Here is a 26,183-nt window from a genome sequence, read left to right as displayed (position 1 = left end):
CCTGTCCATGCGATCAGCAGTCCGAGCGTTGCCCCAATAAAGAGGCTCCGCTTGCTACACAACGATCCATGGATATGAGTCGTCATAGGTCCTTCTCCTCGCTAGGGGTTGAACTCGGAGTCATACGAGCATCCTACCTGGAAGCTGACATAAAATGTACGTATACCTTCACTGCCCCACAAAGGCAAGTTCCGATCCTCCTTGCCCTCCCCTACTCCATTATCGACAACCCTCGAAGCCATATCTATCACTTGCCTGACTGCCGGAACTACAGCCAGGTTGCACCACAAAACCGACTAGAGTTTAATAGCGCAGCAGAAGCGGAAGAAGCAGAGTATCGAGTGGCAGGGAATTGTCCTTGATCCTACCCAATCATCTCAAACCCCACGTTCAACAAACGCAATCAACTTACCTCCTGAGGCGTTTAATGCCTTAGACACCTTGAGGATGACTTTTAACGTAGGTGACTTGAGGCCCCGTTCAAGCTGGCTGATATAGGTCCTATGTACTTCTGCCCTAAAGCCTAGCTCCTCTTGCGAGAGTCCAAGGCGTTTCCTTAGCCTAGCTATTTCCCTACCAAACAGAGCTTCTGGTGTATTCTTCCCGCCAAGGGTAGCCATGCCCGTGATGGTGACGGCTTGAATACTATCGAGCTACAGACTAAAGTATTCAGCATTCAGAGGACTACGTTCTGTAAGTTTCAGACATGGCAATCCGTCACTGGCATCCTGCAAAGCTGTTCATACTCTGGGTGCTCGATTTAGCACTCCTGCTCTTGCTTGTCCTGCGGAAACCCTGCGAGACTACCAACGTTGGAAGGTTCGTTTTTACAGACTGCTCGGGTACCATCGAGTGGGTCATTCTGTGGCTGATTCTCTCTCTGCCCGTGTTTATCATCACGTGGAGATGGGGCACATGGCGTCAGCAAGCCATTGGATCAAATTATGAAAATCAGCCTCATAAGCTGCCAAGCGAGACAGGGGGAGGACTATTCAGCTCTCGGGCATACGGTTTCTTCATGGGAACTCTTTTAGTGGGGACGGTTGTTGGGACCGCACTGTGGCATTTCAAGGCCCATCCCACGCATATCCACGCCATTTATCATCTTCCGCAAGGTGCTCCCCCCGTATGGATCGAATGCGACGCACCTTCCTCTGAGGAAGAGAAAGAGTTTGAGATGTGGGACTGTGGTGATAGATGGATAGATGTACCTGCTGAGGGCCAGCATTACGAACAGCCTGGTAAAGGTAAGAGCACACCCTGACCAGGCCCGACGCATTTTAGCAGGGCGAGGGGATTTCTCGGGGGTTATTCGGTAATACTTAAATTTTCGTAATGCATTGTAAATACTAGAGAACCAGCCAACAGCAGCAATTTCCCTTTAGTTTCCCATTTTAGACAAAGAAATTTACCCCCTAGGGGCACGTAGGGCACTAGCCGGACCCCTCCAACGATATTGCTGGCGTACTTCATTGCTTTCCCCATTTTTTGCCATTCTCGAATATTTTTTTAGAGTCCCTTTTACTTGGGCACTGTCACGCTGTTCATGTACCTGGCATGGGACCCATGCCCACGCATGGGGCGCAAGGGTGCCAGGGGGTGGGCTGGGGAGACCAATGCCGCTGTGGCAAGATGACAGCTTTGGGCTAGCCAAGCAGGTGTTAATACAGTGTTAGAAAATGAACCAAATCTCTCAGAATGGGGTACAACTGAACCGAAGAGAGTTGACAGGTATAAATTGCGAATCGCGAGTAATGACAAGGGGATTGCCTAGATTTTCAATAACCTAAGCAACCCCCTTTATTGTGATCCCAAAGCAGGCGCGCTACCAGGCTGCGCTACGCCCCGACTTTTTCTAGATGCTGAAAAAGCCCTCCAACGTCGTTCTCGGTCGCTCACACGCCTCAACGTACCACCCAAGGGTACGCCTCGGCGAGTTCGCTCCCTGCGGCCTTGTCGGAGACCTTTTTGAGCATCTAGTTCGGTCAAATGACTCAAGATGATAGAACCGTATCCTGCAACATGATGCGCACTTGTCCGAACGCTTTCGCGCGATGGCTCACGCGGTTCTTCTGCTCCGGAGACAGCTGAGCTAATGTCTTCCCCAGTTCAGGGACAAGGAAGATGGGATCATAGCCGAAACCGTGACTTCCGGTGGCCGCTTCCGCGATCAACCCCTCCAATACCCCTCGTGCAACCTGAACTCCATCCCCCGGAAATGCCATCGCCGCAACCGTGATGAATCGAGCCGTCCTCCGTTCACGCGGCACGCCGGTCAACTCGTGAAGCAACTTCCGACAATTGTCCTCATAGGTTGCGCCTTCACCCGCAAAACGGGCAGCGAAGATTCCCGGACGTCCACCGAGCGCATCCACTTCCAACCCTGTATCGTCGGCGACGGCTGGAAGTCCTATCGCCTCGGCGATGGCCCGAGCCTTCTTCACCGCATTGGCCTCACAGGTCGCTCCGTCTTCAATGACCTCCGGCGCTTCAGGAAATTCATCGAGGGTTCTGATCCGTATCCCCAAATCGCCCAAGAGAGCAGCCAGTTCTTCTCCTTTATGTCGATTGCGCGTGGCAAGGACAAGTTCCCGGGCCATTGTCGCCTTGATCATTCTAATGATCCAATTAAATCCTGTTGCAGTGCCGTCAACGTTTGGATCGCCGTCCAACCAAGAGACATAAACTCGTCCATCTCCTGTTTCCCGAACGGAGTCCGCTCCGCGGTACCCTGAATCTCAACATAACGCCCGCGCCCGGTCATGACAAGATTCATGTCGACTTCCGCTGCCGCATCTTCAGTATAAGCCAGATCAACCAGAATCTCGCCTCCGACCTTCCCCACACTGATCGCCGCCAGATAGTCGATCAGAGGGCGTTTTTTGATAAGCTCGCGTTGTTTGAGCACGACAAACGCGTCGGCGAGTGCGATAAACGAACCGGTGATAGAAGCGGTTCTGGTCCCCCCATCGGCTTGAATCACGTCGCAATCAATCCAGATGGACCGTTCACCCATCTGAGTCATATCTGTGACTGCTCGAAGCGAGCGTCCGACCAATCGCTGGATCTCCAGCGTTCGCCCACCCTGTTTTCCTTTGACTGCTTCACGCGGCGAACGCTCGTGGGTTGAGCGCGGGAGCATGGAGTACTCCGCCGTGACCCATCCCGTTCCCTTGCCCTTCAGGAACGGAGGCACTTTTTCCTCGATCGATGCCGTGCAAATGACTTTGGTATCGCCCATTTCAATTAAGACAGATCCTTCGGCATGTTTGATGAAATTTCTCGTCACCTTGATCGGACGAAGCTGATCCCGTCGACGCCCATCAACCCGCAATAAGTCCCTGCCAGTCGTCATCGCCTTCTCCTGTGTACGATGCCGCGCATTATAGTAAAGGCCCGCTGAAAGCGCAACGAAACCGCGGCGCGGTCTTCACAAGGTGACACCACCATGATCTCGACCACACCACCTTCGTACAATTCTTCGGCGACGTCGGCACGAATTCTGTACACGGTTCTTCCACTTTGGAAGAGACAAATATTGACTATTTCCTTCATGCCGTCACAACGCATCGAAACTCCGCTCCTGTTGCGGAGTTTCTGATCAAACAGAAGTACGAGGCCATACGCGTACACCCGCAAGATTCGCAAAAACTCATAATTCATTGGCACAAAAGGTGCACCTGGCTTTACAGTTCCCTAGACACCTCACGATAAGTATATGACGTCTGAGCTTTCGATCGCTTAGCCCATGACCCTGCTGTTGGATCGATCTTCCCAGCAAGCCGCTCTCGACCTCAAACGTATTCTCGTCGTCGATGACGAAGAACCTATTCGCCGCTTGCTTGGCTACCTACTCCAGACCCATGGCTACGAAGCAATCTTGGCTTCGGATGCTCGTGAAGCGCGCCAACATTTGGACGAACAACCTTTCGCGCTCATTCTGTGCGATGTCAACATGCCCGGTGAATCGGGTATGGATCTTGTTCGCGCAATCATCAGAGAACATCCCCATACGGCGACCATCATGGTCACGGGGCTCGACAGCTCGGTTCTGGCCAACGCGGCTCTCGAGATGGGCGCGTTCGGTTACATCATCAAGCCGTTTGAATCCAACGAAGTGCTGATCGATGTGGCGAATGCTTTGCGCCGACGACGCCTTGAGATGGAAAACCGTCTCCATCGGGAGAACCTGGAAGACGTCGTCCGCACCAGAACGATGGCGTTACAGCAGGCTTTAGAATGGTTAGAACGAAGCGAGAAGGAGCTTCGCCTTTCCCGCGAAGAAACTATTCAGCGGTTGGCCATCGCAGCCGAATACCGCGACAGTGCCACCGCACAACATATTCAGCGGATGAGTCACTACTGCGAAATGCTCGCCAGACGCTACGGTCTCTCAAACGAACGGTGCGATCTGATCCGGACAGCCAGCCCGATGCATGACATCGGGAAGATCGGCACTCCCGATCACGTTCTCCTCAAGCCGGGCAAGTTTACCCAGGAGGAATTCAACGTGATCGCCCAACACGCTGAAATCGGGTACCGCATCCTCGGTGGCTCGGAAGCCGAAGTTCTGAAGGTTGCAGCCACGATCGCCTGGACGCACCATGAGCGTTGGGACGGCAGCGGCTATCCGCGGAAGCTCAGGGGTGAAGCGATTCCCGTTGAAGGACGTATCGCCGCAATCGCCGATGCCTTCGATGCTCTTACCACTCAACGGGTCTACAAGCCTGCGTTCGAACTGAGCCATGCCGTCGATCTCATGAGTAAACATCGCGGCGAGCACTTCGATCCAGAACTCCTCGATGTCTTCTTCGCCTCCCTGGACGAAATCAAACGGATTCACGAGCAGTACGCTGACCGATCGCCTCGGGGCATGAGCCTCGACCAGTAAGCAACATTCCCGCATTTCATTGACCCTCTCTCATCCCGCGCTATACTTCGTATACATCATACGGGCCGCCTCAGCTCCGCCTCAGCACTCGGTCCGAATCATCGTCCTTCAGGCGACGAAAGGATTGCCCCCATGGCAAATAAGGTCTCATCCGTGCGGAAACCGGCAACGACCAGAAACTGGATCGCCTATCTCTGTGAGTCACTCGTGACCTGCGGTGAAATGCCGACATGGGAAGCTGCAACCTACTTGACGGAGAATCTGTTCGCTGAAAAGCCGAACCCCCGGCTTCTTGGTACCACGAATGCCTTTGAAGTGACCTCGCAATTCCTCCACCGGTTGTATCATCCCCTTGTGGAAGCTGCGGCGCGCGATCTCTCATTCCCGCAGACTGCGAAGCTGCATGTCTTTACGGATATCAGTTTGACAGGGAAATCCGCGGTCCTCGTCGTCTACTTTCCGGGGAATAATCAATCGTCTCAGCTGCTGATGTTGGACGCGGCTAAGGCTTGGGAATTGGTCTTCAGCGACTCCGAGGAATTCAACCGGTGGGCTGAAGAGCGCTACCGATCGGTCAAGTCTGCTCTGATCGCTGCTATCGGCAATCCTCTGAATTCGACGCTGCTGGTGGGGCTTTCGGCATGAGAGTCCACTAGGACTCGGATGGTTCATAGTTCAGATTGGGGCCCAGCCATCGTTCGACGGTGCGCAGCTCCATCCCTTTTCGTCGGGCATAATCTTCAACCTGGTCTTTCCCGATCTTCCCCACGCCAAAGTATTTTGCCTCGGGATGAGCGAAATAGAAGCCGCTTACCGAAGCAGCTGGCAGCATAGCAAAACTCTCCGTCAACGTAATGCCGGTGTTCCGCTCGGCTTGTAACAGATCAAACAGGACTCGCTTTTCAGTGTGGTCCGGACAGGCCGGATAGCCGGGCGCAGGGCGGATGCCACGGTATTTTTCTCGGATGAGGTCTTCATTCGAGAACTTTTCTCCTCTTCCATATCCCCACTCTTCGCGCACTCGTTTGTGCAGCCATTCCGCAAAGGCTTCGGCCAATCGATCAGCCAACGCTTTCGCCATGATCGAGTTATAGTCGTCGTGATCTTTGTCGAACTGTCGACACAATTCATCCAGGCCGATCCCGGCCGTCACGGCAAAGGCGCCGATATGATCGTTGCGGCTGGAGTCTCGCGGCGCGACGAAATCTGCGAGCGCCAGGTTCGGTTGTCCTTGTGGTTTTTTGGCCTGTTGTCGCAACGTATGGACGACGGTCAAGTGTTCCTTCCTGGTTTCGTCGGCATAGAGCTGGATATCGTCGCCAACACTCGCAGCCGCATACAATCCGTACGTCGCTTTTGCAGTCAGAAGCTTCTGGTTCACGATCCTATCGAGCAAACGACGAGCATCGTCATGCAGCTCCTTGGCTTTGGGACCAACTATCGCATCGTCAAAAATTGTCGGAAATCTTCCCTTCAATTCCCACGTGTGAAAGAACGGAGACCAATCAATAAAGGCGACTAACTCGCTGAGCGGCTGATTGCTGATAACCTTTAGTCCCAAAAACGAAGGCACCGGAATCTCAATCATAGTCCAGTCAGATGCAAAACGATTCGCTCGCGCCCGACCGATCGGTAAGAGCGGCTTCGTCGCTCGATCCTGATGCGCCTGACGCACACGTTCATAGTCCATCCGGACTTGGCTGACAAATTCGGATTTCTGTCCCCGGTTCATGAGGCTCCCCACCACACCGACCGCCCGTGACGCATCCAGGACATGGACCACGGACGGCTCGTAGGACGGCGCAATTTTCACCGCCGTATGCGCTTTGCTCGTAGTGGCGCCGCCGATCAAAAGCGGAACCGTGAAGCCCTCACGGGTCATCTCTTTGGCAACATGCACCATCTCATCGAGCGATGGGGTAATGAGACCGCTCAAGCCGACGATATCAGCCCTTTGGTCCCGAGCCGTCGCCAAGATCTTTTCGCACGGCACCATCACGCCGAGGTCTATCACTTCATAGTTGTTGCACCCCAACACCACCCCGACGATGTTCTTGCCGATATCATGGACATCGCCCTTCACGGTCGCCAGCAACACCCTGCCATTTGACTTGGCGCCGCCTACCTTCTGCTTCTCCTCCTCCATGAACGGCAGGAGATAGGCCACGGCTTTCTTCATGACCCGGGCGCTTTTCACCACCTGTGGCAAGAACAGTTTTCCGGATCCGAACAAGTCACCGACGACATTCATCCCCGCCATCAGCGGCCCCTCGATGATTTCAAGAGGCTTCGCATATTTCCGGCGAGCTTCCTCGACGTCTTGATCGATATAATCCGCGATGCCTTTGACCAGCGCGTGAGCCAATCGTTCCTCGATCGATCCGGTTCTCCATTCGTCGTCTTTAATCGCCGCTTTTCCCTTCTGCTTAACCGTTTCCGCAAACGCCACGAGACGTTCCGTTGCATCTGGGCGACGGTCGAGCAGGACGTCTTCGACGAGCGCGAGCTGATCTTTGGGAATCTCCTCATACACTGCTAACTGACCAGCATTGACGATCCCCATATCCAGGCCGGCCTTGATCGCATGATAAAGAAAGGCCGCGTGCATGGCTTCCCGAACCACGTTGTTGCCCCGGAAGGAAAAGGAGATATTGCTGATGCCGCCGCTTACCCGTGCCAAGGGAAGGTGCTGCTTGATCCATCGCGTGGCTTCGATGAAGTTCACCGCGTAACTATTGTGCTCCTCGATCCCCGTCGCAACGGTCAGCACGTTCGGGTCGAAGATGATGTCTTGCGGTGGAACCCCCACACGCTCGGTGAGAATCTTGTAGGAGCGCGAACAGATGTCCATCTTTCGTTCAAGGGTGTCCGCCTGACCCCGCTCATCGAATGCCATGACGACCATGGCCGCGCCGTATCGTCGGATCAAAGTCGCCTGCTCGATAAACTTTGCTTCCCCTTCCTTCAAGCTGATGCTATTGACCACCGCCTTGCCCTGAAGGTTCTTCAAGCCGGTCTCAAGAATCTCCCACTTCGAACTATCGACCATCACAGGCACACGAGAGATATCGGGCTCTGACCCCACGAGCCGAAGGAATTTCTCCATCGCCGCCCTCGAGTCCAGAAGGCCCTCGTCCATGTTGACGTCGATGATCTGAGCCCCACCCTCCACCTGTTGCCGAGCCACCGAAAGTGCGCCGTCATAGTCGCCGCTCAAGATCAATTTGGCAAAGGCGGGCGATCCGGTCACGTTGGTTCGTTCGCCGATATTGACGAAGTTCGATTCCGGCCGGATCGTGAGGGCTTCGAGGCCGCTCAAGCGCGTATAGGGCTCAACCGACGGTGGAATTCTAGGAGGCAACCCCTGTACGGCTTCTGCGATCAACTTGATGTGGGCCGGTGTCGTTCCACAGCATCCCCCGACGATATTCAACCACCCGTTCTTCGCCCATTCCTTGAGTTGCGGGGAAAACGTGTCCGGCGTTTCCGGAAATCCGGTCGGCAACAACGGATTCGGGAGTCCGGCATTCGGATGGCTGCTCATATAGATGGGGGCAATCTGGGATAATTCCTCGATAAGGGGACGCATCTCTTTCGGCCCCAGCGCACAATTGATGCCGACACTCAGTAACGGGACATGGGAGATCGAATTCCAAAAGGCCTCGACTGTTTGTCCTGTCACCCCACGATTGCTGCCAGCCTGAATAAACGTCACTGACGCCATTACAGGTAACCGCAGCTTCCGCTCGTCGAAGAACCGCTCAATGGCGAAGAACGCGGCTTTGGCGTTAAGCGTATCGAAAATGGTTTCCACGAGCAGGATATCGACACCACCGTCGACGAGGCCGCGGACTTGCTCGATATAGGCGCTCACCAGCTCGTCGTACGTGGTGCCACGGGCTGCCGGGTTATTGACGTCGGTCGAGATCGACGATGTTTTTGTAGTGGGTCCAATAGCTCCGGCGACGAAACATTGTCGCCCTGGCTGTGCAGCACAAACCTGTGCTACAGCTCTCCTCGCACACTCGGCTCCGGCTTTGGCCAAGTCATAGGCGAACGATTCCATGTGATAGTCGGCCAACGAGATGGATTGTGAATTGAACGTGTTGGTTTCAACGATATCGGCGCCGGCTTCAAGATACTGGCGATGGATGTCCTGGACGATCTCCGGCTGGGTGAGGTTCAAGAGATCATTGTGGCCCTTGAGGTCCTTCTTCCAATCCTTAAACTGCTCGCCCCGAAACGCGGCCTCCTCCAGCCTCCGCTGCTGGATCATGGTCCCCATCGCGCCATCGAGGATCAGAATCCGAGCTTTCAGGAGAGCATCGAGCAATGATGCCTTTGACTTAGTTTCCGCCATGATTTCTCCCTGTTCCGGGTAGCGTCATGATACTGGAAGGATTCGTGACCAGCAAGCAAGAGCGGGGCTTCCACCTTGACATGCCCTTTTCTCGCCGATACGATGGCCAGCACCTGCTGGAGAGAAGCCTTGCTCCTGCGTCCAACTTCACCCATCAACTGTCTGCCAATTATTCTTTTTCTGTTCATTGTGCGTAGTTGGAGTGCTCCGTTTTGCCTTCAGGCGGCACCCTATTTTGAGGACGGCTTTCTTGGGCTCACTCAACAAGAACTGCATGAGAAGCTCGGTAAACCGCAGGCTGTCCGAGACCGCAAGTCCGCGCTGCGCGTCTTCACTTACTATTCGATAGCGGATTGGGAAAAATACTTTCGGCAAATGGTCTCGCCCGAGAATGGCGAAGATGTATACACGTTCAAACGAGAGGGAATCGATATCCGGTATTCCTTCAGCTATGCCGTGGATCCCAACGACCAAAACGAGAACCGTACCCTGTATGTTCGTCTCGTGGATATTGAGTTCACACCTCCGGTTCCGATGGGGCAAGTTCCCTCGCTTGTCCCTGAGTTCAAGCCGTCGGAAGATTCCCGTACTCCCGCCTTTCGTTCAAACATTTGGGTTCTCCTGTTCAAAGGCAACCCGTCAGCAGACGCCCGGTTTATAGTGAAGGAGAAAGGGAAGGACTCTCTCAACTGGTCGCTCGCCTACCAGCTATTTTCGCTCCAGGGGCTTCCCGATCCTCTGACTACCAAAGCGCCAGTCGATCGGATTGAAATCAGCACCCAGAGCGTCGACCTCGTGAAACAGCGCCAGCGTCTCACTCATGACCCCATCCTGAACCCATACTCCAAAGAATTCGCTCAACAACAGCTGACTCCCCCGCCTCCAAAGACAAAGAAAATTCCTGTCCCAAGCTATGCGGATTAACCCTCACGGATTGAATTAGGAGAGAGAATAGAAGAAAGGAAATTACTGAGCGTACTTCAGCCGGTCTTGTTGTTTCTCTTGGATTTCTCCCGCCTTACCCTTCAGGACCTCGACAGGACCATCCTTGGAAACGTATAACAAAACCGGGGTAGCGAGCCCTAACAAGACCAAACACCAAAGCGCAAGAAATTTCGTGACTTGGCCACGACTCATATACATGGCGATAACGCACACGAGCGCCATCAGCCCCGCATAGGTCAGGATCTGCGACTGATAGTTCGTCATGCCCGGAATGTCCGGTATCAGTCCATTCATGCCCTTCAACATATCTTTCGACAAATGGGTAAAGGAGTTGTGGAGATTCGCCAGCGGCGAGCCTGTCGAATGAGAAGATGGCGACGTTTCCGTGATCTTCACTTTGGATCGGTATCGCTCCGGAATGCTATTGAAGTTGTCCGTCATGACAGCCATGCCCTGCTCATCCACGTAGGAATAGATGGCCGTCACATAGGCTTCATGAACAAACCCAAGAAGCAACCATCCTAAGAGCAGAATTCCCACCAGGCACAGCATGGGAACGGTGAGATATGCCCTTGCCCGCATCGAATATTCGTCAATCATCGCCATAATAGACTAAGTATAGCCCTCACTCTTATCTCCATGATTTATAGATGGAAACCTGCTCTCGTCCTTGACTCCTCTCGAGCACCGTTGCTAGCATGCGTCAGACTGAATCTGACTGCCGTTTAAGCACCCGCAGAAATCACCATATGGATGCAACGACCCCTGCCACCCTCGAACCGACCCCCTTCCTCCGCCAGCGGCCTGTTCGCCTCACAATTTATGCAGGACTCGGGGTCTTCGTACTCCTCATGGTTGTATGGCCGCTTGTTGCCCAACTGCGCGATCCAAACTTCCAAAAACATATCGCAGAACATCGGGTCATGGTCGGGATGTCGAAAGAACAAGTATTACAGGCCTGGGGAGGACCTCAAACCATCAATACCACCTTCACGAAAGACGGTATCCGTCGAGAGGAATGGATCTTTGAAGATTGGGAAAACACTTCGGTAGTGAAACACCGCTATCTGTACTTTGAGGAAGGTACGCTCGTCGGCGGTTGGTTCCAAGGATCGGGGGAACGCCTTCCGGCTCAAGCTCCCCCCAACCCGCATACCCCACGGCCGCAAAGCTAGGCCGCCCTAGGCCTGGCTGGACACATCTCGCACTTCCAATCGCAGCCGACTCAACAATAATTCTGCACGTGACAGATCGACGGGGTCGACCATGACCATGGTACCTAGAAAGGGAATACCGGGATATAAACTGCTGACATGTTCATGGTGTACGATATACGGAATTCCATTGCTCTCCAGTAAGCTCTTGACGATGGCCAGCTCTCCCAAGCTATGAGGCTCCGTCAAACGAATCATCGACATCGATTGCTTTCCTTTATCATCGATACATCGGGAGCAAGAGCTCGCGATTTCGTTGCAATTTTTCGCCTCGACACATACACTGATCGACGATCAAGGAGTCTCCGTAATTTGAACACGACGTTGTTTGCCGGGGCCTCCTGAAATCGTGAGTACCCGTTTCCATTCTCGAACTTGATAGACCGCCCAGGCATTCGGCTGACCCTTATAATAGGCGAAGGGATCTTCTCCGCTGGCATTCAGATAGATGGGCTCTGTGAAACCCTCATCGAGCACGTAGTCCATCAGGCATTCGGACGTAAACCCGTCCCCACGCAATGAAACATCGGCCAACAGAGAAAGAATCTCGTCGGGGTTTTGCACAGTAATCTGATTCATACCATCACGCTCACGACGACAAAAGTGTAGCTGGCTCTCATGAGGGAAGGCAAGAGACGATGACGCGTCCTTTGACTAAAAATCATTTTCAAGAGGAAATCCTGCGCATCATGGACTGCAAACACCATTGGGCATGGCCTGCCTTCGCCAGCGGGAAATTGGATACGCTCCAACTCCGTGTCCATTTTCAGCAAGAATATGCAGTCTATGTCCGTGATTTCCCCGTCTTTCTCGCGCGGATTCACGGGCGCAACCCTCCGGCCTCCGTGCGTCGCATGTTGGCGGAAAACATTTACGAGGAAGACACCGGCGGGTTATCGCTCGGCAAGTCACACCCGGAGCTGTTTTTATCCATGATGGAGGGATTGGGCTTTCAGGCCGACTCCTTTAACGCGATCCGTTTGTTGCCGGCAAGTCGCGCCTACCGCGCTTGGCTCGACCGTGTATCGAGCCACAGGGACTGGGTAATCGGCGCCGCAGCGCTCACAATTTTTGTTGAAGGCAGCGTAAAAGACCGGCAGGAGATCCTTGAGCCGTCCAAACCGAAAACCACTGAAGAAATTGAATCCACAGTCCAACATCATCCTCTCGTGCAATTCCATGGCCTTTCACCAGATCATATGGATCTCATCCGCTCCCATCAAATGGTCGAAGCTGGGCATCGGCATGATGCGTACAACATGGTGGTAGGCCAATCCACAGCCCGCGGCCGGCAACAGGCAGTCCTCCGTTGCCTCAAGAAAAGTTTGAAGCTTTGGCTGGCCTATCGCGACGCCGTCGCCATCGCCTGCGGACTTAAGAAGCCCTGATGATATGCCGCATCCTCGGCACGCTGACACTCTTCGTAATCATCAGCCATCAGCAGGCAATTAGTTCGGACATACCCGACGACATGGCCTTGGTTCCCGCAGGGGAATTCTTCATGGGATCTCCTGCTGGTACTGATAACCTTCCCGATGAACAGCCGCAGCGTCGTGTGTATCTGAGCAGTTTTTTCATCGATCGACATGAAATTACCAATGAAGCTTACCATTTGTTCGTCAAATCGACGGGCCACCGCACTCCTGAGAATGCCAATCCATCCTCGACACTCTGGAGCAACGCGACTTCAATGGCGGGGATTGAGCGCCATCCAGTCGTCAACGTGAGTTGGAATGATGCCGTTGCCTATTGCCATTGGGCGGGGAAACGTCTGCCGACGGAAGCGGAATGGGAAAAAGCGGCACGTGGAACTGACGCACGGCGTTATCCCTGGGGAAACGATTGGGACTTCGCGAAAGCCAATAGCGCCAGTTACTGGGCGGAACGCACGGTTGAATTCAACAGCGGCGCTGATTGGGAAGCCTTCTGGATCAGGGGCGAAGGCGCGAGGCTGGCCAAGGAAAAAGGCATCAAGGGGGAAGTACTAACAATGCCTGTCGGCAGTTTCCCTCAAAGTCTCAGTCCGTACGGCCTCTACGACATGGCTGGCAACGTTGCCGAATGGGTACAGGACTGGTATGACCCTAATTACTATCGATCGGCTCCCCTCTCTGATCCACTCGGTCCGGAACGCGGCGCCATTAAATCCATGCGTGGCGGATCGTGGCTGAAACCAGCAGTGAGCCTGCGCACGACCGACCGTGACTGGGGTACGATGGACAGTCGCCCCAGCGGAACAGGATTTCGCTGCGCGAATGATGCATTTTGAAGCTGGACGCTGCCGGCTGATCGCACACAAGCTCCTATATATTCGAAGCTACCCCATGCTCCGAGGAAAAGAGTCATGTGGCTCCTTTTTCCAGAATACGGGATATTCTGCCTGCACCACAAACACAATAGAGCGGATGCGCACAGACCGCTCATCCGAAAAAACTCTGCTACAGCAATAAGTTATAGGTCAAGCATCGCAGCGAATACCTCCTCGATTCCTGAAGGCCGTTGGCAAGACAAATACTGAAAACGTGGTAAATTTTTTACTTAGGAGGTTAGGACTCCGCGCGGCTCAGCACAGGCGTGGACTCAGCGGGAGGAGGTCGTTATGAAACACTGGTTGAATCTTGCCTTTCTTGTCGCTCTCGGGGCGGTTATTTTTTCTGGCGCAACCGAAGCGGCGCAGCAGACGGTAAATATCAGACTCGGCGGAAAGTACTGCGGGTTTTATCAGATGGACCTTGAGAAGGAATTGAAACATGTTCCAGGCGTTACGGAAGTAGATTTCCAAACGATGCGAGGGCATGTGTACGTGACCATGATAGCCGGAAAGGTTCACCCAAACTCATTACTCGCTGCAATCCGGCGTGTTAAAGGAGATGGGTACTACTGCACAGGTCAATTTGAGGGTGAGCCAGGACGAGTTGAACACTACTGAAGGTTGACAGAACGAATTCCCGTACTCTGGCGTACGAGCGTTTCACATAGTCCTTCCCGCGCGTGGATGAGTGCTTCACTTACCATACGTAAGCTCACTGCTTGTCTTCCGCGCAACACCGGTCACTTCGTTGAACGGCTGGCACCCTCACCAATTCCTCTTTCCAGCAAATAGTCAATTCTCTCAATCCGCACCACCGGCATGATGAGCCCGAGACCTTCTTCGTCGTGGGAAAAGTCGTATACGATCGACTCTTGAGGGATAAGCCGACCCGTCATGACTACAGTGATGTCGATGGCCTGTTTGGTCTCCAAATCTCGCAATAACATGTCCCGCGTCCTTGGATCCGGAACCGCCAGAAGGTTGCCCGGCAGATCTTCCGGCTTGAACCGGACCATTCCCCAGCGCGTGGGGTTAAACTTGGGACCAACGGCGACGCTGAACCCCCCGCTTGCCAACTCATAATGAGACAGTGCACCTGGCCACACAAATGCTATAGACCATTGCAACGCAGGCTTCCCCTCTCTCAACCCATCCCGTTCTCGATTCAGATTGAATAAGCGATCATCGTGGCCCGGGTCATGGTGCCCGTGCCCGTACACTGTTGCCCACGCTGGCGGAGTTCCATCGAGCTCGACCAAAAATTGCTCGATCGCCGATGTTTCGATAAGAAGATGCGTGTCAGGAGGAAGAATGGTGCGGAGATCTGTCGCCTTGCTCACCAGAAGCGGCAGCGTCGTCGCGACTTCCTGTCCCCACGCGATGGCCACGCTCGTAGAAACAATCGCCAGAACTCCGAGGACCAGAGTCTTCACGGCTGTGCCATCATTCGGCGGCACGTTGAAGGGCGGATTCAAAACTAGAACGGAGCGCTGTCACAGCATGATGATCGCTGGGAAGCATTCCCTCTTCAATAAGAACTGTCAGCCGAGGTGTGGGATCGAGCCTCCGAAGAGCTTGCCGCGACAGCGCGCCTGCTTCGATGACTTTTTGATACGTGCCCAACCACGCGATTGCAATGGCGCGGAGGCCTGCATCGGAACGCTGCATCCGACCCATCCTCACCTGCTCGAGCAATTTGATCAGAGGATCCGACTGTGAGATAGCACTGATCGCACGCTGGAGAGCTTGTTCGCCTGGCTCCATCATCCTTCAATTCATGGAGCACGAACCTGGCCCGCGAGGGTCCCCGCAGGTCCCACAGGAACCGGGTCCGCTCGACGTGGCCCAACTTGTCGTGGCTCCGACCCCGAAAGCAGAGAATTGTTTCGCGACCGTAGTCGCCTTACACTGCGGACAGGCCACGATCGTCGAGCCTTGTACCAGTAATTCGAATCGATGATTGCAATCCTGACAGACATATTCGAAGATAGGCATCGCAACTCTCCTTCGTGATGCCATATTATAGGGTTGCGGCTGAGGTTGGCGCAACGCCCCGTCGAGGAGTCATGTATCAGGAAGAAAAAACTTTCACTCTTCACTTCAGTTTGGAAGCTGCGTTCCCCGATGAATACGAGGGCGACGAAGATCACATGGTTTGGACTCGCGATTGGGAATCGCGAGTGAAACCGGATGTCATCAAGGCCCTCTTTGCGTCACTGCGCCAACATCCGGGTTGGAATGCCCACATCCGCAATCGAGGCAAGTCTCCCATTGATGAAATTGAGATTGTACTGTCGAGAGACTTCTCCAAACCACAACCGTTCAATCTTTAACCATGTCGCAGACGCCGCTTGGTCTCTACCTCCACGTCCCTTTTTGTCGCCAACGATGTGATTTCTGTGCCTTCTATCTGGAAACCTACAGGGACGGCCGTGCAGGTACATTTGTAGACTCTTTGCGGCGCGAGATCCGTCTCTATGGCGCCCAGGATCTTGCAGCAACCCATTCGATCCAATCCATCTATTTCGGCGGCGGAACGCCGACGACACTTGCCCCCGATCAACTAGAAAGTATCCTGACAGAAATTCGGGCGGCGTTTGTGGTCATTCCCGAGGCCGAGGTTTCAATCGAGGCCCATCCTGCAACGGTCTCGGAACAAGACCTTGTACGACTGGTTCGAGCAGGTTTCAACCGAATTAGCTTTGGCGCGGAATCCATGGACGACCGGGAATTTCTATCAATCGGGCGACCCGGTTCCTCCGAGGACACCATCCGTGCAGTTGCGAGGGCCTGCGCTGCGGGGTTCACGAATATCAATCTTGATCTCATGTATGGCTTGCCCGGACAAACCCTGAAAAGCTGGCGACAATCTCTTGACCGTGTCGTTCAGCTCGATCCCGCTCATATTTCCTGCTATGCGTTAACGATAGAAGAAGGAACGACGCTGGCTCGGAACATCGCGCGCGAGGTCATTGCAGCTCCTGATGAAGTACGACAGGTCGAGATGGACCAAACGGCCGACGCATTCCTCCGCCGAGCGGGTTTCCAACGATATGAGATTTCCAACTACGCAAAGCCTGGTTATGTCTGCCGACACAATCTTCTGTACTGGACCAATGGGGCCTATCTTGGCCTTGGTCCGAGCGCCCAGTCGTACGTCGATGGAAGCCGTTTCGGAAACATCGCTGACTTGACGGCATACAACGGCGCATTGGGTGAACATCGTCTGCCGGTCCAAGGTTACACAGAGCTGTCCGACCATGAACGGCTTCGCGATGCCGTCGTCTTTGGGTTACGTCTGGTCCAGGGGATTCCCACACAAGCGCTCGAAGCACACGCCTTGCACTACGGCCATCGCGAGACATTGATGGGACTGCGTGCGCAACAACTCATCGAAGATGAAGGAACCCAGAGCAGACTGACGGCCAAGGGCCGCCAATATGCCGATACCGTTGCAGAGAAGCTCTTCTAGATGATGGAACAGGATGTTCAAAAACCGTCCTTGAATTCGTCAGTCGTATCTCGTCGCTCATGCCTCGGTTTCAACCTGCGAGATACGCTTCACGAACGACGCTTCACCGATTTGAAAAGGGGTGCCAGAACAACGCGCCGAGCAAAGCACGTTTCGACGCGCTCGGAGTGGTGAGTATGAAGGGTGACCTTTTTAGCATCCTGTCAGTGTCGGACCATCAGTACGTGCAAGGCCGCGTCAGACAGAATCCCAGCCCACGCCACACCATTCAACCATCGTAGAGAACGATGCCCCGATTTCCAATGGTGCAGTAATGCGAGCAACAGGCAGATTTGCGTCAATAACGAAAACGGCCGGTGGAGGTTCGCCGAAACCAAGCCACGCTCGCTCGCGATGGCCGATACGGCTGCTAAAGCATAACAGCCGAATGCCCCAATTTGGAGCCATCGTGCTTTCGCATCGGTGCCTCGTCGAACCACGAGAACGAGCGCCCACGTCAGACACACAATCACGACCAGGAGTAATAGAGGAAACAGCGGCCACCAGATTTTCGCATCCAGCATAGGGCGACGACTGTAACAACCGACCGGCGTTGCGTCAATGACCGGCTTTCCCCGACATTGACATTCTTACTGGTCAGGGTGGAAACTAGTTTCGTCCTGTACGGAGGTTCGGATGCCGGTCAATATGGATCCTACGAAGCGGAGACGGAAGTCGCCGGCTGCTCCCAAACCAGCAGCTGATCCCGCCGCCGATTGCGCCAAACCAGGTGCGTCGAAGACCTTCGGCGACGAAACAGAGACCGATCGCCTCAAGGCGCTGGCAGAAGCCGAGTCGAAGAATTTGTGGGATGCGACCGAAGTCATCGACATGGACAAGTGGTGAGCTGTCAGGGGGGTAGAAAGAAAAAGGCCATCGCAAGCATCAGGTAGACTCCGACCAGCATGACCCCTTCCATCCAGTGCGACTCGCCATCCACCGCGACGAAACCGACGATCACGACAGAGATCGTGACCGCAGCGACTTCAAAGGGTGTGAAGATGAGATCGAGCGGCGACCCGACCGCATAGCTAGCAAAGACCAAAACGGGAGCGACCAGCAACGCGATTTGCAGACTTGACCCAACCGCGATCCCGAGTGCCAGATCCATCTTATTCTTCAGCGCGACGATGACAGCGGTCGAATGCTCTGCCGCGTTCCCGACCAATGCGACCAGAACCAACCCAACAAATAGCTGCGTCATTCTCAGACGATGGGCCGCTGGCTCCAAGACACTGACCAGAATCTCGCTCATGACTGCGATCAACAGGGTCACCCCGGCCAGTACCATGATCGACTTGTTCCTGCTCCATGGTTTTTCTCCAAGATCATCGGCAGCATGAGGTTCACCTCTATACACGTGCTTATGAGTCTTCAAGGAAAACATGAGACTCAGGACATAAATAGTAAACAGAACAACAGCAATCGCCAGACTCAGCTGTTGTTCGATGGCGACACCGCTATCTGCCGCAGTAAAATGAAATAGGGCGGGAATGATGAGTCCCACCGCAGCAAGCAGCAAGAGGCTGGCTCCCATTCCAGCCGCCGTTTGGTTAAACTTCTGTCGCTCGTATTTCACCCCGCCAGCAACCATCGATGCCCCTAAAACGAGGAGAACGTTGCCGAGAATCGACCCAGTGAGAGAAGCCTTCACTACATCGTGCAATCCACCGCGTAACGCCACCAAGGCGATGATCAGCTCGGCAGCATTGCCAAACGAGGCATTAAGCAATCCGCCTATTCCAGCACCGACGTGGGACGTGAGATGCTCTGTCGCACGTCCAAGCAAGCCGGCTAAGGGAATAATCGCGAGCCCTGAGGAAAGAAACACGACCAGCGGATCGGCGTGCAGCAGTTCGAGCCCCACCGTGACAGGAACAAAGACGAGCAGGAGATCGAGCCAAGACGTGAAGATTTGTCGCACGAGCAACCCCTATAGCATGATGCCAGGCGTTTGTCGATGAAACCGCCGCTCGAACCAGATGCCCTGTACTACCCGTTTCACCTGTGTCATCCGGAGACGCTGCATCGGCTGCTGGCACGATTCGCTACAATCCATTTTCGTGATTTCATGGCGCTGCGTCTGACGCCGACGGCGGGCATGACCGCCTTTCAGGATCGGATGGGTGCGGACTTTCCCGACCTCGTCGCCAACAGCCGCCTCGTCCAGGGATACGACGTGAGTGGCCCGCTCACGAACGACCTCATCGCCGATATTGATCGTGATCTCGCTGATAACACGTGGCGCAGGCACTTTCATCAAGCCCTGTGCCACGACCGTCGGTTTCAGCGAGGACTCTTCGATCTCACTCACAGTATGCAGATCGGAAAGACAACGGTACCGGGAGCCGCAGCTCTCCTCAACCTGATGGGGCCCGCATTTCAGCAATATCCCTTACAAGTGGAAGACATCAAGGCGCTCAGCTCCGTTCCCCTCACGGTCGAGCAAGGGTATCGGTTTGAGTACGGCCTGGCATTGATCAAAACCTCGGCCTCTCTGGTTTATACCGACCGCCTCGCCCACAGGCACGGTCTCCAGACGGTCACAGATTCCTCCGCCCATTTTGCCTTGTTTGAGCATTCAGCCGGGCGAGATGGCCGTAAATGGGCCAACCATCTGCTGGTGAGACAAGGATATTAATCCCTTACCAGAAGTCTGCTAGAATTCCACCCGTATGGCTACGACGCCCCCCCCTCTAGCCGTTCCACATGCGGCGGAAACACCGACGACCGGAACCGGCGATGGGTTGGAAGCGCGAGTTATCGTCTATAACTGCGATTGTCACACTTACCAGCAAGTGATTACCCTATTTTGCCAATGCATTCCGGGAATGAGTTCGTCTAAAGCATTCGAGCTGGCCTGGAAGATTGACCACGACGGTGAGGCGGTGGTGTTCGCCGGAACGTTGAAGGAGGCGGATGACATCGCGGCCAAACTGGGTGCAGGAGGACTGAAGGTATCGGTCCAGTAGGGCAGGCTAGCGCTTCTTGGACTTCTTGGGTTTGTGAGATTTCTTCGATTTCTTTGGCTTCGCAGCCTTAGGACGACCCTTTCCATGTGTTGATCGTGTTTTCACCCTCGAGGCAACCTTCCCTTTGATCGACTTCTGTTGAGCCCCTTTGAGCTTGTGCAACCCGGCAGCCCGATTGAGCTTATTGACCATCTCTCCGCTAAAAATACGCACCTGATAGAGCTCAAAGAGTCGATTGATGGCTTTCTGATCGCCTTTTTTCGCCGCATTCAAGAGTCGGCGGCGTTGATTCATTTCTTCTTCTTCTGTGTGCGAGGCAGCACGTCTCTCCATGCCCATCCTTTCCGTCGATTTTCGGCGCAGCGCGGCGCGCAGTATAGCGGAAATAACACAATTGTTCTAGGCCAAATTAACTACCTCCAGCGTCCGACCTCCTTGTGGTCTCTTTTCTTGCGTGGGTATAATTCAGCGACGATTGTTTGAACGACGACGTGATTTCAGCAAGGAGGCCAGACCATGGAACACCAGCACAAACCAGAGACCACAGTTGCCGACGATCCTCATGCCCGCGACCTGCTGCGTCGAGCCTTTGAAAAGACGGCCCGCTGGCAACCAGACTTTAAAGGGTTTACGGCCGATTTGACCGTGAACATCAACGGAAAAGAGACAAGCGGGCCGGTGATCGTGAAAGGCCCTCGTGAGGTGTCGGTTCAACTCTCTGACGGCGACGTGCAGAAGTGGGCGCAGGAACAACTCGGCATGATTGCTGTGCATCGGGGCCCGCGCAGTTTTGAAGAATCGGATGGGAAATATACTTTGACAGCCGAGGAAGACGGCCATCCGCTCGGTACGAAACTCAACATCCACGGATCGAATTCATTTTATCGCCTCAAGAACGACCGGATCACGCAGATCAATCGCACGATGGCTCATCATGGGATGGCTCCCTTTGCCTTCACGATCAACGTGGAAGAAAGCGCGGTCACTCAAGATCATAAGAACCTAACGACGAAGTATACCGTCTATTACTATTCGCCCGCAGATGGCAAGCTGAACAACGTCGAAAGCTTTACCGACACGCATGTGCGCGTCGGTGCATCCGACCTCCCGGCCACTCGCCGGATCATTTCCTTCGAGAACGGCCAAGTGATCGTGAAGAGCTTGACCTTTGCGAATCATCGCCTGCTATAGGCCATGGATCTAAGGAAGAGCTTTCCGCGGAGCATGCGGTTCAAGTTGGAAGGTTACGTGCACCTTGCGCGCATGATCGACAAATGTCGTGCCGTGCTGGCCGGCACCGAAGGTGAATACATCTACCCCTGCCCGATGGACCTCAGGCTGATGGAATTCGCCGGCATCACTGACACCCAATTCACGGAGACGGTCAAAGCCAATCCGACCGATGAGGATGTGGCCCAGTGGTTCCGCAGGGTAGCGAAACCCCACGTCTCCGCAGAACTCGAAGAATGGAATCGGATGATGTTGAATCGGGGCCCGAGCACACCAGAAAAGCAGGAGTACTTCAACAAGTGCCGCAACGCCGTCGATCCTTCACGAACCGACCTTAACGCCTGGTCCGACTTGCAAGACCTCGAAGAAGGCCGGATCGTCCCTCGACGGACAGTTGCACCTTACTAGCGACCTGTGCCAAGACCCTCAAGCACTCACAAGGCAGCTCTTGAGGGATCGTATCGCCCTCGTCCACATCACAAAGTTGCACAACGGAGCCGCGGTTTAGGAAACCGTGTCCCTGACCCTACTCCGGCCTACTCCAGCTCACTCAGGCTCACTCCAGCCAAGGTTTAGCGAAATCTCGAACGTTGGCTGGAGTAGGCTGGAGTGAGGTGGAGTTGAGCACAAAATGAGCACAAACGGTTCATAGGATGCACTCATCCAGAATACGGTATGCCTTTAAGTTGCGATAACCGGCAATTCACGGGCTCCATTCGCTTCCTGTTGAATACGGAGGCGCTCGGCCCGCGAGGCATTGAGGATTTGGTGCAGCATGTCATCGGTGAGGTGCGTAAGCTGCGCCGCTGCGTCTTTCATATCGGCGTGCTCCACCGCTCGCGACAGCACTTCTGCTTTTGTGGCTCCCTTTGTTTGTCCGAGAAACGGTTTGATGATGAGATAGAGGACGTCACGTGCAGGCATATACCGAAGGAAACGACGCAATAACCTGTACGTTTGAAGGGGGTACCGCGTGAGTTTGTAGAGAAACAGTCGTTTGAGACCTTCTTGCCTAACTTGGTTAATGGTCTCCCCCGGCAGGCAGGTCGGATCAATCTCAGAACATTTAAAATACTTGTACCAGTCCGTGACCTCGTTCACTAATCCGCGCTTCACATATTCTTGCCACAAAGGCGTCCCGCGATAGACACACAGCCGATTGAAGCCAAACGTGTCCAGGGGCAATGTCGCTGCAAAGTCGAAGGTCGCCCTCATATCGAGAATTGTCTCATCGGGATTGCCGACCGTAAAAAAGCCGTGCACGATTTCGATGCCAGCTTGCTTGGCATTGGTGACCGCTGTTCGGACCTCGTCCAGCGTCTGCTCTTTGTGCAGGCGATCGAGGATCTTCTGACTCCCGCTTTCGATCCCGAACATGACCGTCCGGCAGTGGGCCTCAGCCATGGCAGGAAACAGGTGCTGGGCGACGGAGTCCACTCGCCCTTCGATGCCCCACTGGATCTTGAGTCCCTCCTTTACGATACCGCCGCAGATGGCTTCGATGCGCTTGGGCTGAAGGAGAAAATGATCGTCCACAAAATACACGGATCCGTACCCCTGCTCCTCAAGATGCTTCAGTTCTGCCACGACATGCTGTGCGCTGCGTGCACGCCACTTCCCTTCATTAAAGATGGGAATGTCGCAGAACACGCAAGGCCAGGGGCATCCTCGGGAGGTCTGCATGGTAGTGAAGCGTTCCATGGAGAGCACGGCAGGAACATCAAGCGGCATCGACTCGATGAAATCTAACATCAGGCTGTCCCGGTCTGGAAACGGCCATTGGTCCAGATGGCGTTCGACCAGGCGTCCGGGGTTCTGCACCACTTTGCCATCTTTCATCCACGTGAGGCCGAAGACGCCTTCGGGATCCTTCAATCGTCCGACCAGGTCAAGAATCAGCTGCTCTCCATCGCCACGACACACAAAATCCACTTCCGGACATTGCAGCTTCACGAGCGGCGCGTTTAGGCTGGCGAAGACGCCCCCAAACGCCAGCTTCACCTTCGGATTACTCGCGCGAATTTGTCTGGCCAATATTTTAGCGTAGGGGTAGCTCGTGGTACTCAGAAAGCTAAGACCCACCAGATCCGGCTGGTCGTGATTGATTGTCCGTACAATGACCTCGTTCGGCGTATCGGGATTGGCCTGGTCGAACATCACACAGTCATGCCCCGCTTGTTTCAAGACCGCAGACAGCGACATGATGCCGATGGGAGGAAACCCCATGATGCGAAGATTGCCGTTCTTCGCTCGGCCCTTGGCCGGAATGGCATAAAACTGGGGGTCACGAACGTGGATCAAAAAGATACGCAGACAAACTCCCTTTGCGATACGTTGAAGAACCGTTAAGGCGGTACGCGCGGAGTGACCGTCAGGAATGAAGAGAAGCGAGGGTCAATTTCAGACGCACCATATCATCTTATGGCGGTCTTGCAAAGGGTGAGCGTCAAGAAGCCCGTGGAAAAGAGTAGTGTGAGGTCCCTTTTTAGATGAGCCTAAAACCTCGAAGAGTTGAATTTCCCAATGTCTTTGAAAACTAAATAATTCATTACTCTATTTCGAATGTTCAGAAACAACGGGTTTTGCATCTTAGCCGGGGGTCAGCTCACCGTAACTTTGCCGGTAGCAAGATCGTAGACAGCAGCTTCCACTTTCAGTTCGCCAGCCTTGATCGCGCCCCGGATGACTGGAGAGGAAGTACGCAGCAAGTCAGCCTGAACCCGTGCATTGGCTTCGATTGCCTTACCAAGGTTACCGCCAGATCGTTCCACTGCTGGCTGAAGGTGCGGGTACAAGGCGCTGATTTGGCCAGGTGCCGCGTTGGCGTTCATCGCTGCCTTTACTGCCCCACATCCACTATGGCCAAGCACGACAAGCACTTTGATCCCAAGGACCGCAACTCCATATTCGAGGCCGGCGATAACCTCGGGCGTTACCATATTCCCGGCTACTCGTGTGACGAAGATGTGGCCAATCGTTTGATCAAAAATGAGTTCCACAGGTACGCGAGAATCGGCACAGGCAAGTACTCCCGCAAAGGGCTCTTGTTTATCGACGGTGTGCTCTCTCAGGATGACCAGATCGTGCTCAATCGATGTTGGCTGATTAGCGACCATCCGTTGGTTGCCTGCGAGTAATTGGTGCAGAGCTGCCTCGGGGCTCAGACCCCTTTGGGCATAACTCCTTTGAGGAAAAGCCAGCCCGATTCCAGCCTGAGTGGCAACCCCAACAATCGCGCCTGATAGCATCTTCTGAAGAATTTGTCTCCGAGTGGCATCTGCACGAATACGTGTTGGATTTGGCATTTTGCGATGCCCTCCTCAAACCTAAAAGGTTGGACAATTTCGCTGCAGGCTGACACAAATTGACATTGCACGCGGCCGTGCTGAGGTTTCTCTATCTTGTAGTCCGCGAGATGTAAGGAACGTTAAGTAGCTACTTAGCTATGCCAAAATCGACTGCTATGGACTCCCTGGCCGTATCTCCCCAGCGGTCGGTGGCGATGGCCACGTGAAGCTTTGAATCAACCAACGGTTACCTTCCTTGACTAAGGTATAGCGGACCTCGCGGACTTGCCCATCCAAGCCCTCAAGGGTGCCGCTGATGGTCGCGACATTATTTTCAACGTTCCGCGAGAGGAAGGTGCTCCCATAATTTTTCGAGACTACACTGGTTGCCCGAGCGAGAGCCTCGAAATCGTTTGCCGTCAGTTGCCACTTCGCCACCGAGCTGAGGTAGTCGTACGCCTGCATGTAGTTCGCCCTGTCGATCGCTTCGAGTTGGGCGCAGATCACTCGGACTGGTTCCAGAGTCCTCCCCCAAAACCACCAGCCGACGCCGCCGAGAAGTACCAGTATGACCAATTTGTTTCGCATTCGGTCTCGTCCTTCGTTGAAGACAATTCCCTGTTTCCGCTGTCAATATCACTGTTTTGGAATTCGTTCAAAATGATTTGTTTCTGGACCACCCTCCACTCTATTCAGAGCCTAGCGAAATATTTCAAGTCAGCACACGGCCTCTCGGGAGGATTTTGGGACACATCAAAACACTCTGTAAAGCACGCCTGATCTAGCGCAGGTATCCGGCAAGGTTGAGATTGATGCCATAGGCACAATTCTCAGGCCAATTGCCTGTCGTCGATCTTCGCCATTTGATCTGGAACTTACCGTCATGGGCCGCAACCCAGATCGAGTGTGGGGTGCGCGCTCCACCATTGACCACCGTCTCAACGGTCTGGGCGATGTAGGGATAATCCCCTGTCTCTCCCTGATCGCGATAGGCCAACGTCAGATTGCAGATCTCCTCCAACGTGCCGTGCGTAATAATCAAAAGACCGGAGAGGTAGATCGCTTTGACACCGTCCGGAATGATGCCCGTCACATCCACAGTGGTCCATTCATTTTCCGGAAATGTCGCCAGCCCCTCACCTGTATACGTGTTGAAGAAAATCACGGGAAATGCGTTCGGGTTATGCGCCGCGATGCCAATCGTGGTGCCTTCGACGAATCCTGAAGCGTTATGACACCCCGCCCCAATCAGAAAAACGATGATCAGCGCAGGGAAAAGACTTTGGAATATTCCGCCTAGCGATCGTCGCTCTTGCACCATTTCGATCAAAGCCGTTGATTTGGACACTTCATATGGTCACAGAGGACCTTTGCAATTTCTCGGAGTACTGGAGAGCAGATCCGGAAGGTTTTTCGACAAGCTCGAGAACTGTTTTGGACCACTACCCTATAGGCTTCGAAA

Annotated in this window: 30 protein-coding genes; 14 read left to right on the top strand and 16 right to left on the bottom strand. The window is 54.1% G+C overall.

Annotated features, from left to right (window positions below):
• Window positions 1-1,994 precede the first annotated feature (1,994 nt).
• The 3 genes from VEI50_01200 to VEI50_01190 are packed head-to-tail and all read right to left on the bottom strand — an operon-like array spanning window position 1,995 to window position 3,669.
• Window positions 1,995-2,615, bottom strand: a complete 621-nt coding sequence (locus VEI50_01200) for an XTP/dITP diphosphatase (GenBank protein ID HXX73728.1) — start codon at window positions 2,613-2,615, stop codon at window positions 1,995-1,997.
• The gene (rph, locus tag VEI50_01195; GenBank protein ID HXX73727.1) at window positions 2,612-3,355 is read right to left on the bottom strand and encodes a ribonuclease PH; all 744 of its coding nucleotides are present in this window, start codon (window positions 3,353-3,355) and stop codon (window positions 2,612-2,614) included. The genes VEI50_01200 and rph overlap by 4 nt, the downstream gene beginning before the upstream one ends.
• On the bottom strand, window positions 3,352-3,669 hold the full coding sequence (locus VEI50_01190; protein HXX73726.1) for a hypothetical protein: 318 nt from the start codon (window positions 3,667-3,669) through the stop codon (window positions 3,352-3,354). The genes rph and VEI50_01190 overlap by 4 nt, the downstream gene beginning before the upstream one ends.
• 79 nt (window positions 3,670-3,748) lie before the next feature.
• Between VEI50_01190 and VEI50_01185 the strand changes: the two genes are divergently transcribed.
• Window positions 3,749-4,891: an HD domain-containing phosphohydrolase gene (locus tag VEI50_01185; GenBank protein ID HXX73725.1), complete on the top strand. Its 1,143-nt coding sequence runs from the start codon at window positions 3,749-3,751 to the stop codon at window positions 4,889-4,891.
• A gap of 132 nt (window positions 4,892-5,023) precedes the next feature.
• Complete coding sequence (locus VEI50_01180; protein HXX73724.1) at window positions 5,024-5,536, top strand: hypothetical protein; 513 nt, start codon at window positions 5,024-5,026, stop codon at window positions 5,534-5,536.
• A 7-nt stretch (window positions 5,537-5,543) separates the two neighbouring features.
• Here VEI50_01180 and metH read toward each other — a convergent pair whose 3' ends face one another.
• A complete protein-coding gene (metH, locus tag VEI50_01175; GenBank protein HXX73723.1) occupies window positions 5,544-9,251 on the bottom strand; it encodes a methionine synthase in 3,708 nt (1,235 codons plus the stop codon).
• Window positions 9,252-9,326: 75 nt separating this feature from the next.
• Here metH and VEI50_01170 point away from each other — a divergent pair, with 75 nt between their 5' ends.
• On the top strand, window positions 9,327-10,175 hold the full coding sequence (locus VEI50_01170; GenBank protein ID HXX73722.1) for a hypothetical protein: 849 nt from the start codon (window positions 9,327-9,329) through the stop codon (window positions 10,173-10,175).
• Between the two features lie 42 nt (window positions 10,176-10,217).
• Here VEI50_01170 and VEI50_01165 read toward each other — a convergent pair whose 3' ends face one another.
• Window positions 10,218-10,802: a hypothetical protein gene (locus VEI50_01165; protein ID HXX73721.1), complete on the bottom strand. Its 585-nt coding sequence runs from the start codon at window positions 10,800-10,802 to the stop codon at window positions 10,218-10,220.
• A 143-nt stretch (window positions 10,803-10,945) separates the two neighbouring features.
• Here VEI50_01165 and VEI50_01160 point away from each other — a divergent pair, with 143 nt between their 5' ends.
• Window positions 10,946-11,371, top strand: coding sequence for a hypothetical protein (locus VEI50_01160; GenBank protein ID HXX73720.1), 426 nt, complete (start codon window positions 10,946-10,948; stop codon window positions 11,369-11,371).
• 6 nt (window positions 11,372-11,377) lie between these two features.
• Here VEI50_01160 and VEI50_01155 read toward each other — a convergent pair whose 3' ends face one another.
• A complete protein-coding gene (locus VEI50_01155) occupies window positions 11,378-11,614 on the bottom strand; it encodes a DUF2007 domain-containing protein (protein ID HXX73719.1) in 237 nt (78 codons plus the stop codon).
• A gap of 90 nt (window positions 11,615-11,704) precedes the next feature.
• Window positions 11,705-11,989, bottom strand: a complete 285-nt coding sequence (locus VEI50_01150; protein HXX73718.1) for a hypothetical protein — start codon at window positions 11,987-11,989, stop codon at window positions 11,705-11,707.
• 59 nt (window positions 11,990-12,048) lie between these two features.
• Here VEI50_01150 and VEI50_01145 point away from each other — a divergent pair, with 59 nt between their 5' ends.
• The 3 genes from VEI50_01145 (at window position 12,049) to VEI50_01135 (ending at window position 14,339) form a co-directional block, all read left to right on the top strand.
• The gene (locus VEI50_01145) at window positions 12,049-12,798 is read left to right on the top strand and encodes an iron-containing redox enzyme family protein (GenBank protein HXX73717.1); all 750 of its coding nucleotides are present in this window, start codon (window positions 12,049-12,051) and stop codon (window positions 12,796-12,798) included.
• Window positions 12,798-13,679, top strand: a complete 882-nt coding sequence (locus VEI50_01140) for a formylglycine-generating enzyme family protein (protein HXX73716.1) — start codon at window positions 12,798-12,800, stop codon at window positions 13,677-13,679. Before VEI50_01145 ends, VEI50_01140 begins: the two co-directional genes overlap by 1 nt.
• 330 nt (window positions 13,680-14,009) lie before the next feature.
• Complete coding sequence (locus VEI50_01135; protein HXX73715.1) at window positions 14,010-14,339, top strand: hypothetical protein; 330 nt, start codon at window positions 14,010-14,012, stop codon at window positions 14,337-14,339.
• Between the two features lie 122 nt (window positions 14,340-14,461).
• Here VEI50_01135 and VEI50_01130 read toward each other — a convergent pair whose 3' ends face one another.
• Both VEI50_01130 and VEI50_01125 read right to left on the bottom strand, forming a co-directional pair.
• A complete protein-coding gene (locus tag VEI50_01130; protein ID HXX73714.1) occupies window positions 14,462-15,154 on the bottom strand; it encodes a hypothetical protein in 693 nt (230 codons plus the stop codon).
• A gap of 10 nt (window positions 15,155-15,164) precedes the next feature.
• Complete coding sequence (locus VEI50_01125) at window positions 15,165-15,488, bottom strand: hypothetical protein (protein ID HXX73713.1); 324 nt, start codon at window positions 15,486-15,488, stop codon at window positions 15,165-15,167.
• A 299-nt stretch (window positions 15,489-15,787) separates the two neighbouring features.
• Between VEI50_01125 and VEI50_01120 the strand changes: the two genes are divergently transcribed.
• Entirely contained in the window at window positions 15,788-16,054 is a 267-nt protein-coding gene (locus tag VEI50_01120; protein ID HXX73712.1) for a hypothetical protein, read from the top strand.
• Window positions 16,055-16,056: 2 nt separating this feature from the next.
• Window positions 16,057-17,193: a radical SAM family heme chaperone HemW gene (gene hemW / locus VEI50_01115; GenBank protein ID HXX73711.1), complete on the top strand. Its 1,137-nt coding sequence runs from the start codon at window positions 16,057-16,059 to the stop codon at window positions 17,191-17,193.
• Between the two features lie 203 nt (window positions 17,194-17,396).
• Here hemW and VEI50_01110 read toward each other — a convergent pair whose 3' ends face one another.
• A complete protein-coding gene (locus VEI50_01110) occupies window positions 17,397-17,756 on the bottom strand; it encodes a hypothetical protein (protein HXX73710.1) in 360 nt (119 codons plus the stop codon).
• A gap of 112 nt (window positions 17,757-17,868) precedes the next feature.
• Between VEI50_01110 and VEI50_01105 the strand changes: the two genes are divergently transcribed.
• Entirely contained in the window at window positions 17,869-18,078 is a 210-nt protein-coding gene (locus VEI50_01105) for a hypothetical protein (GenBank protein HXX73709.1), read from the top strand.
• A gap of 4 nt (window positions 18,079-18,082) precedes the next feature.
• On the opposite strand, the gene cax is transcribed toward VEI50_01105, so the two are convergent.
• On the bottom strand, window positions 18,083-19,156 hold the full coding sequence (gene cax / locus VEI50_01100) for a calcium/proton exchanger (GenBank protein ID HXX73708.1): 1,074 nt from the start codon (window positions 19,154-19,156) through the stop codon (window positions 18,083-18,085).
• 30 nt (window positions 19,157-19,186) lie between these two features.
• Between cax and VEI50_01095 the strand changes: the two genes are divergently transcribed.
• Entirely contained in the window at window positions 19,187-19,873 is a 687-nt protein-coding gene (locus VEI50_01095) for a hypothetical protein (GenBank protein ID HXX73707.1), read from the top strand.
• Between the two features lie 34 nt (window positions 19,874-19,907).
• On the top strand, window positions 19,908-20,204 hold the full coding sequence (locus VEI50_01090) for an ATP-dependent Clp protease adaptor ClpS (GenBank protein HXX73706.1): 297 nt from the start codon (window positions 19,908-19,910) through the stop codon (window positions 20,202-20,204).
• A 6-nt stretch (window positions 20,205-20,210) separates the two neighbouring features.
• Here VEI50_01090 and VEI50_01085 read toward each other — a convergent pair whose 3' ends face one another.
• Entirely contained in the window at window positions 20,211-20,537 is a 327-nt protein-coding gene (locus VEI50_01085) for a hypothetical protein (protein ID HXX73705.1), read from the bottom strand.
• Between the two features lie 183 nt (window positions 20,538-20,720).
• Between VEI50_01085 and VEI50_01080 the strand changes: the two genes are divergently transcribed.
• On the top strand, window positions 20,721-21,395 hold the full coding sequence (locus VEI50_01080; protein HXX73704.1) for a DUF3386 family protein: 675 nt from the start codon (window positions 20,721-20,723) through the stop codon (window positions 21,393-21,395).
• Between the two features lie 3 nt (window positions 21,396-21,398).
• Window positions 21,399-21,842, top strand: a complete 444-nt coding sequence (locus VEI50_01075; protein HXX73703.1) for a DUF5069 domain-containing protein — start codon at window positions 21,399-21,401, stop codon at window positions 21,840-21,842.
• 273 nt (window positions 21,843-22,115) lie between these two features.
• On the opposite strand, the gene VEI50_01070 is transcribed toward VEI50_01075, so the two are convergent.
• The 4 genes from VEI50_01070 to VEI50_01055 form a co-directional block, all read right to left on the bottom strand.
• On the bottom strand, window positions 22,116-23,735 hold the full coding sequence (locus tag VEI50_01070) for a radical SAM protein (GenBank protein HXX73702.1): 1,620 nt from the start codon (window positions 23,733-23,735) through the stop codon (window positions 22,116-22,118).
• A gap of 299 nt (window positions 23,736-24,034) precedes the next feature.
• Entirely contained in the window at window positions 24,035-24,739 is a 705-nt protein-coding gene (locus tag VEI50_01065; GenBank protein ID HXX73701.1) for a carbonic anhydrase, read from the bottom strand.
• 156 nt (window positions 24,740-24,895) lie between these two features.
• Window positions 24,896-25,309: a DUF4864 domain-containing protein gene (locus VEI50_01060; protein ID HXX73700.1), complete on the bottom strand. Its 414-nt coding sequence runs from the start codon at window positions 25,307-25,309 to the stop codon at window positions 24,896-24,898.
• A gap of 193 nt (window positions 25,310-25,502) precedes the next feature.
• Window positions 25,503-26,069 carry a hypothetical protein gene (locus tag VEI50_01055; protein ID HXX73699.1) on the bottom strand — a complete coding sequence of 189 codons (567 nt, stop codon included), beginning with the start codon at window positions 26,067-26,069 and terminating at the stop codon, window positions 25,503-25,505.
• Window positions 26,070-26,183: the final 114 nt, after the last annotated feature.

It is taken from the genome of Nitrospiraceae bacterium (assembly GCA_035623075.1).
Lineage (GTDB): Bacteria > Nitrospirota > Nitrospiria > Nitrospirales > Nitrospiraceae > DASPUC01.
Note: the sequence above shows the minus strand (reverse complement) of the source record. Positions and strands in the feature narration are given on the sequence as shown.

Coding starts and splice junctions, on each gene's coding strand:
- VEI50_01200 (HXX73728.1), bottom strand. CDS start 2,615: ATGATCAAGGCGACAATGGCCCGGGAACTTGTCCTTGCCACGCGCAAT.
- rph (HXX73727.1), bottom strand. CDS start 3,355: ATGACGACTGGCAGGGACTTATTGCGGGTTGATGGGCGTCGACGGGAT.
- VEI50_01185 (HXX73725.1), top strand. CDS start 3,749: ATGACCCTGCTGTTGGATCGATCTTCCCAGCAAGCCGCTCTCGACCTC.
- VEI50_01180 (HXX73724.1), top strand. CDS start 5,024: ATGGCAAATAAGGTCTCATCCGTGCGGAAACCGGCAACGACCAGAAAC.
- metH (HXX73723.1), bottom strand. CDS start 9,251: ATGGCGGAAACTAAGTCAAAGGCATCATTGCTCGATGCTCTCCTGAAA.
- VEI50_01165 (HXX73721.1), bottom strand. CDS start 10,802: ATGGCGATGATTGACGAATATTCGATGCGGGCAAGGGCATATCTCACC.
- VEI50_01160 (HXX73720.1), top strand. CDS start 10,946: ATGGATGCAACGACCCCTGCCACCCTCGAACCGACCCCCTTCCTCCGC.
- VEI50_01155 (HXX73719.1), bottom strand. CDS start 11,614: ATGTCGATGATTCGTTTGACGGAGCCTCATAGCTTGGGAGAGCTGGCC.
- VEI50_01150 (HXX73718.1), bottom strand. CDS start 11,989: ATGAATCAGATTACTGTGCAAAACCCCGACGAGATTCTTTCTCTGTTG.
- VEI50_01145 (HXX73717.1), top strand. CDS start 12,049: ATGACGCGTCCTTTGACTAAAAATCATTTTCAAGAGGAAATCCTGCGC.
- VEI50_01140 (HXX73716.1), top strand. CDS start 12,798: ATGATATGCCGCATCCTCGGCACGCTGACACTCTTCGTAATCATCAGC.
- VEI50_01135 (HXX73715.1), top strand. CDS start 14,010: ATGAAACACTGGTTGAATCTTGCCTTTCTTGTCGCTCTCGGGGCGGTT.
- VEI50_01125 (HXX73713.1), bottom strand. CDS start 15,488: ATGATGGAGCCAGGCGAACAAGCTCTCCAGCGTGCGATCAGTGCTATC.
- VEI50_01120 (HXX73712.1), top strand. CDS start 15,788: ATGTATCAGGAAGAAAAAACTTTCACTCTTCACTTCAGTTTGGAAGCT.
- hemW (HXX73711.1), top strand. CDS start 16,057: ATGTCGCAGACGCCGCTTGGTCTCTACCTCCACGTCCCTTTTTGTCGC.
- VEI50_01110 (HXX73710.1), bottom strand. CDS start 17,756: ATGCTGGATGCGAAAATCTGGTGGCCGCTGTTTCCTCTATTACTCCTG.
- VEI50_01105 (HXX73709.1), top strand. CDS start 17,869: ATGCCGGTCAATATGGATCCTACGAAGCGGAGACGGAAGTCGCCGGCT.
- VEI50_01090 (HXX73706.1), top strand. CDS start 19,908: ATGGCTACGACGCCCCCCCCTCTAGCCGTTCCACATGCGGCGGAAACA.
- VEI50_01085 (HXX73705.1), bottom strand. CDS start 20,537: ATGGAGAGACGTGCTGCCTCGCACACAGAAGAAGAAGAAATGAATCAA.
- VEI50_01080 (HXX73704.1), top strand. CDS start 20,721: ATGGAACACCAGCACAAACCAGAGACCACAGTTGCCGACGATCCTCAT.
- VEI50_01075 (HXX73703.1), top strand. CDS start 21,399: ATGGATCTAAGGAAGAGCTTTCCGCGGAGCATGCGGTTCAAGTTGGAA.
- VEI50_01065 (HXX73701.1), bottom strand. CDS start 24,739: ATGCCAAATCCAACACGTATTCGTGCAGATGCCACTCGGAGACAAATT.
- VEI50_01060 (HXX73700.1), bottom strand. CDS start 25,309: ATGCGAAACAAATTGGTCATACTGGTACTTCTCGGCGGCGTCGGCTGG.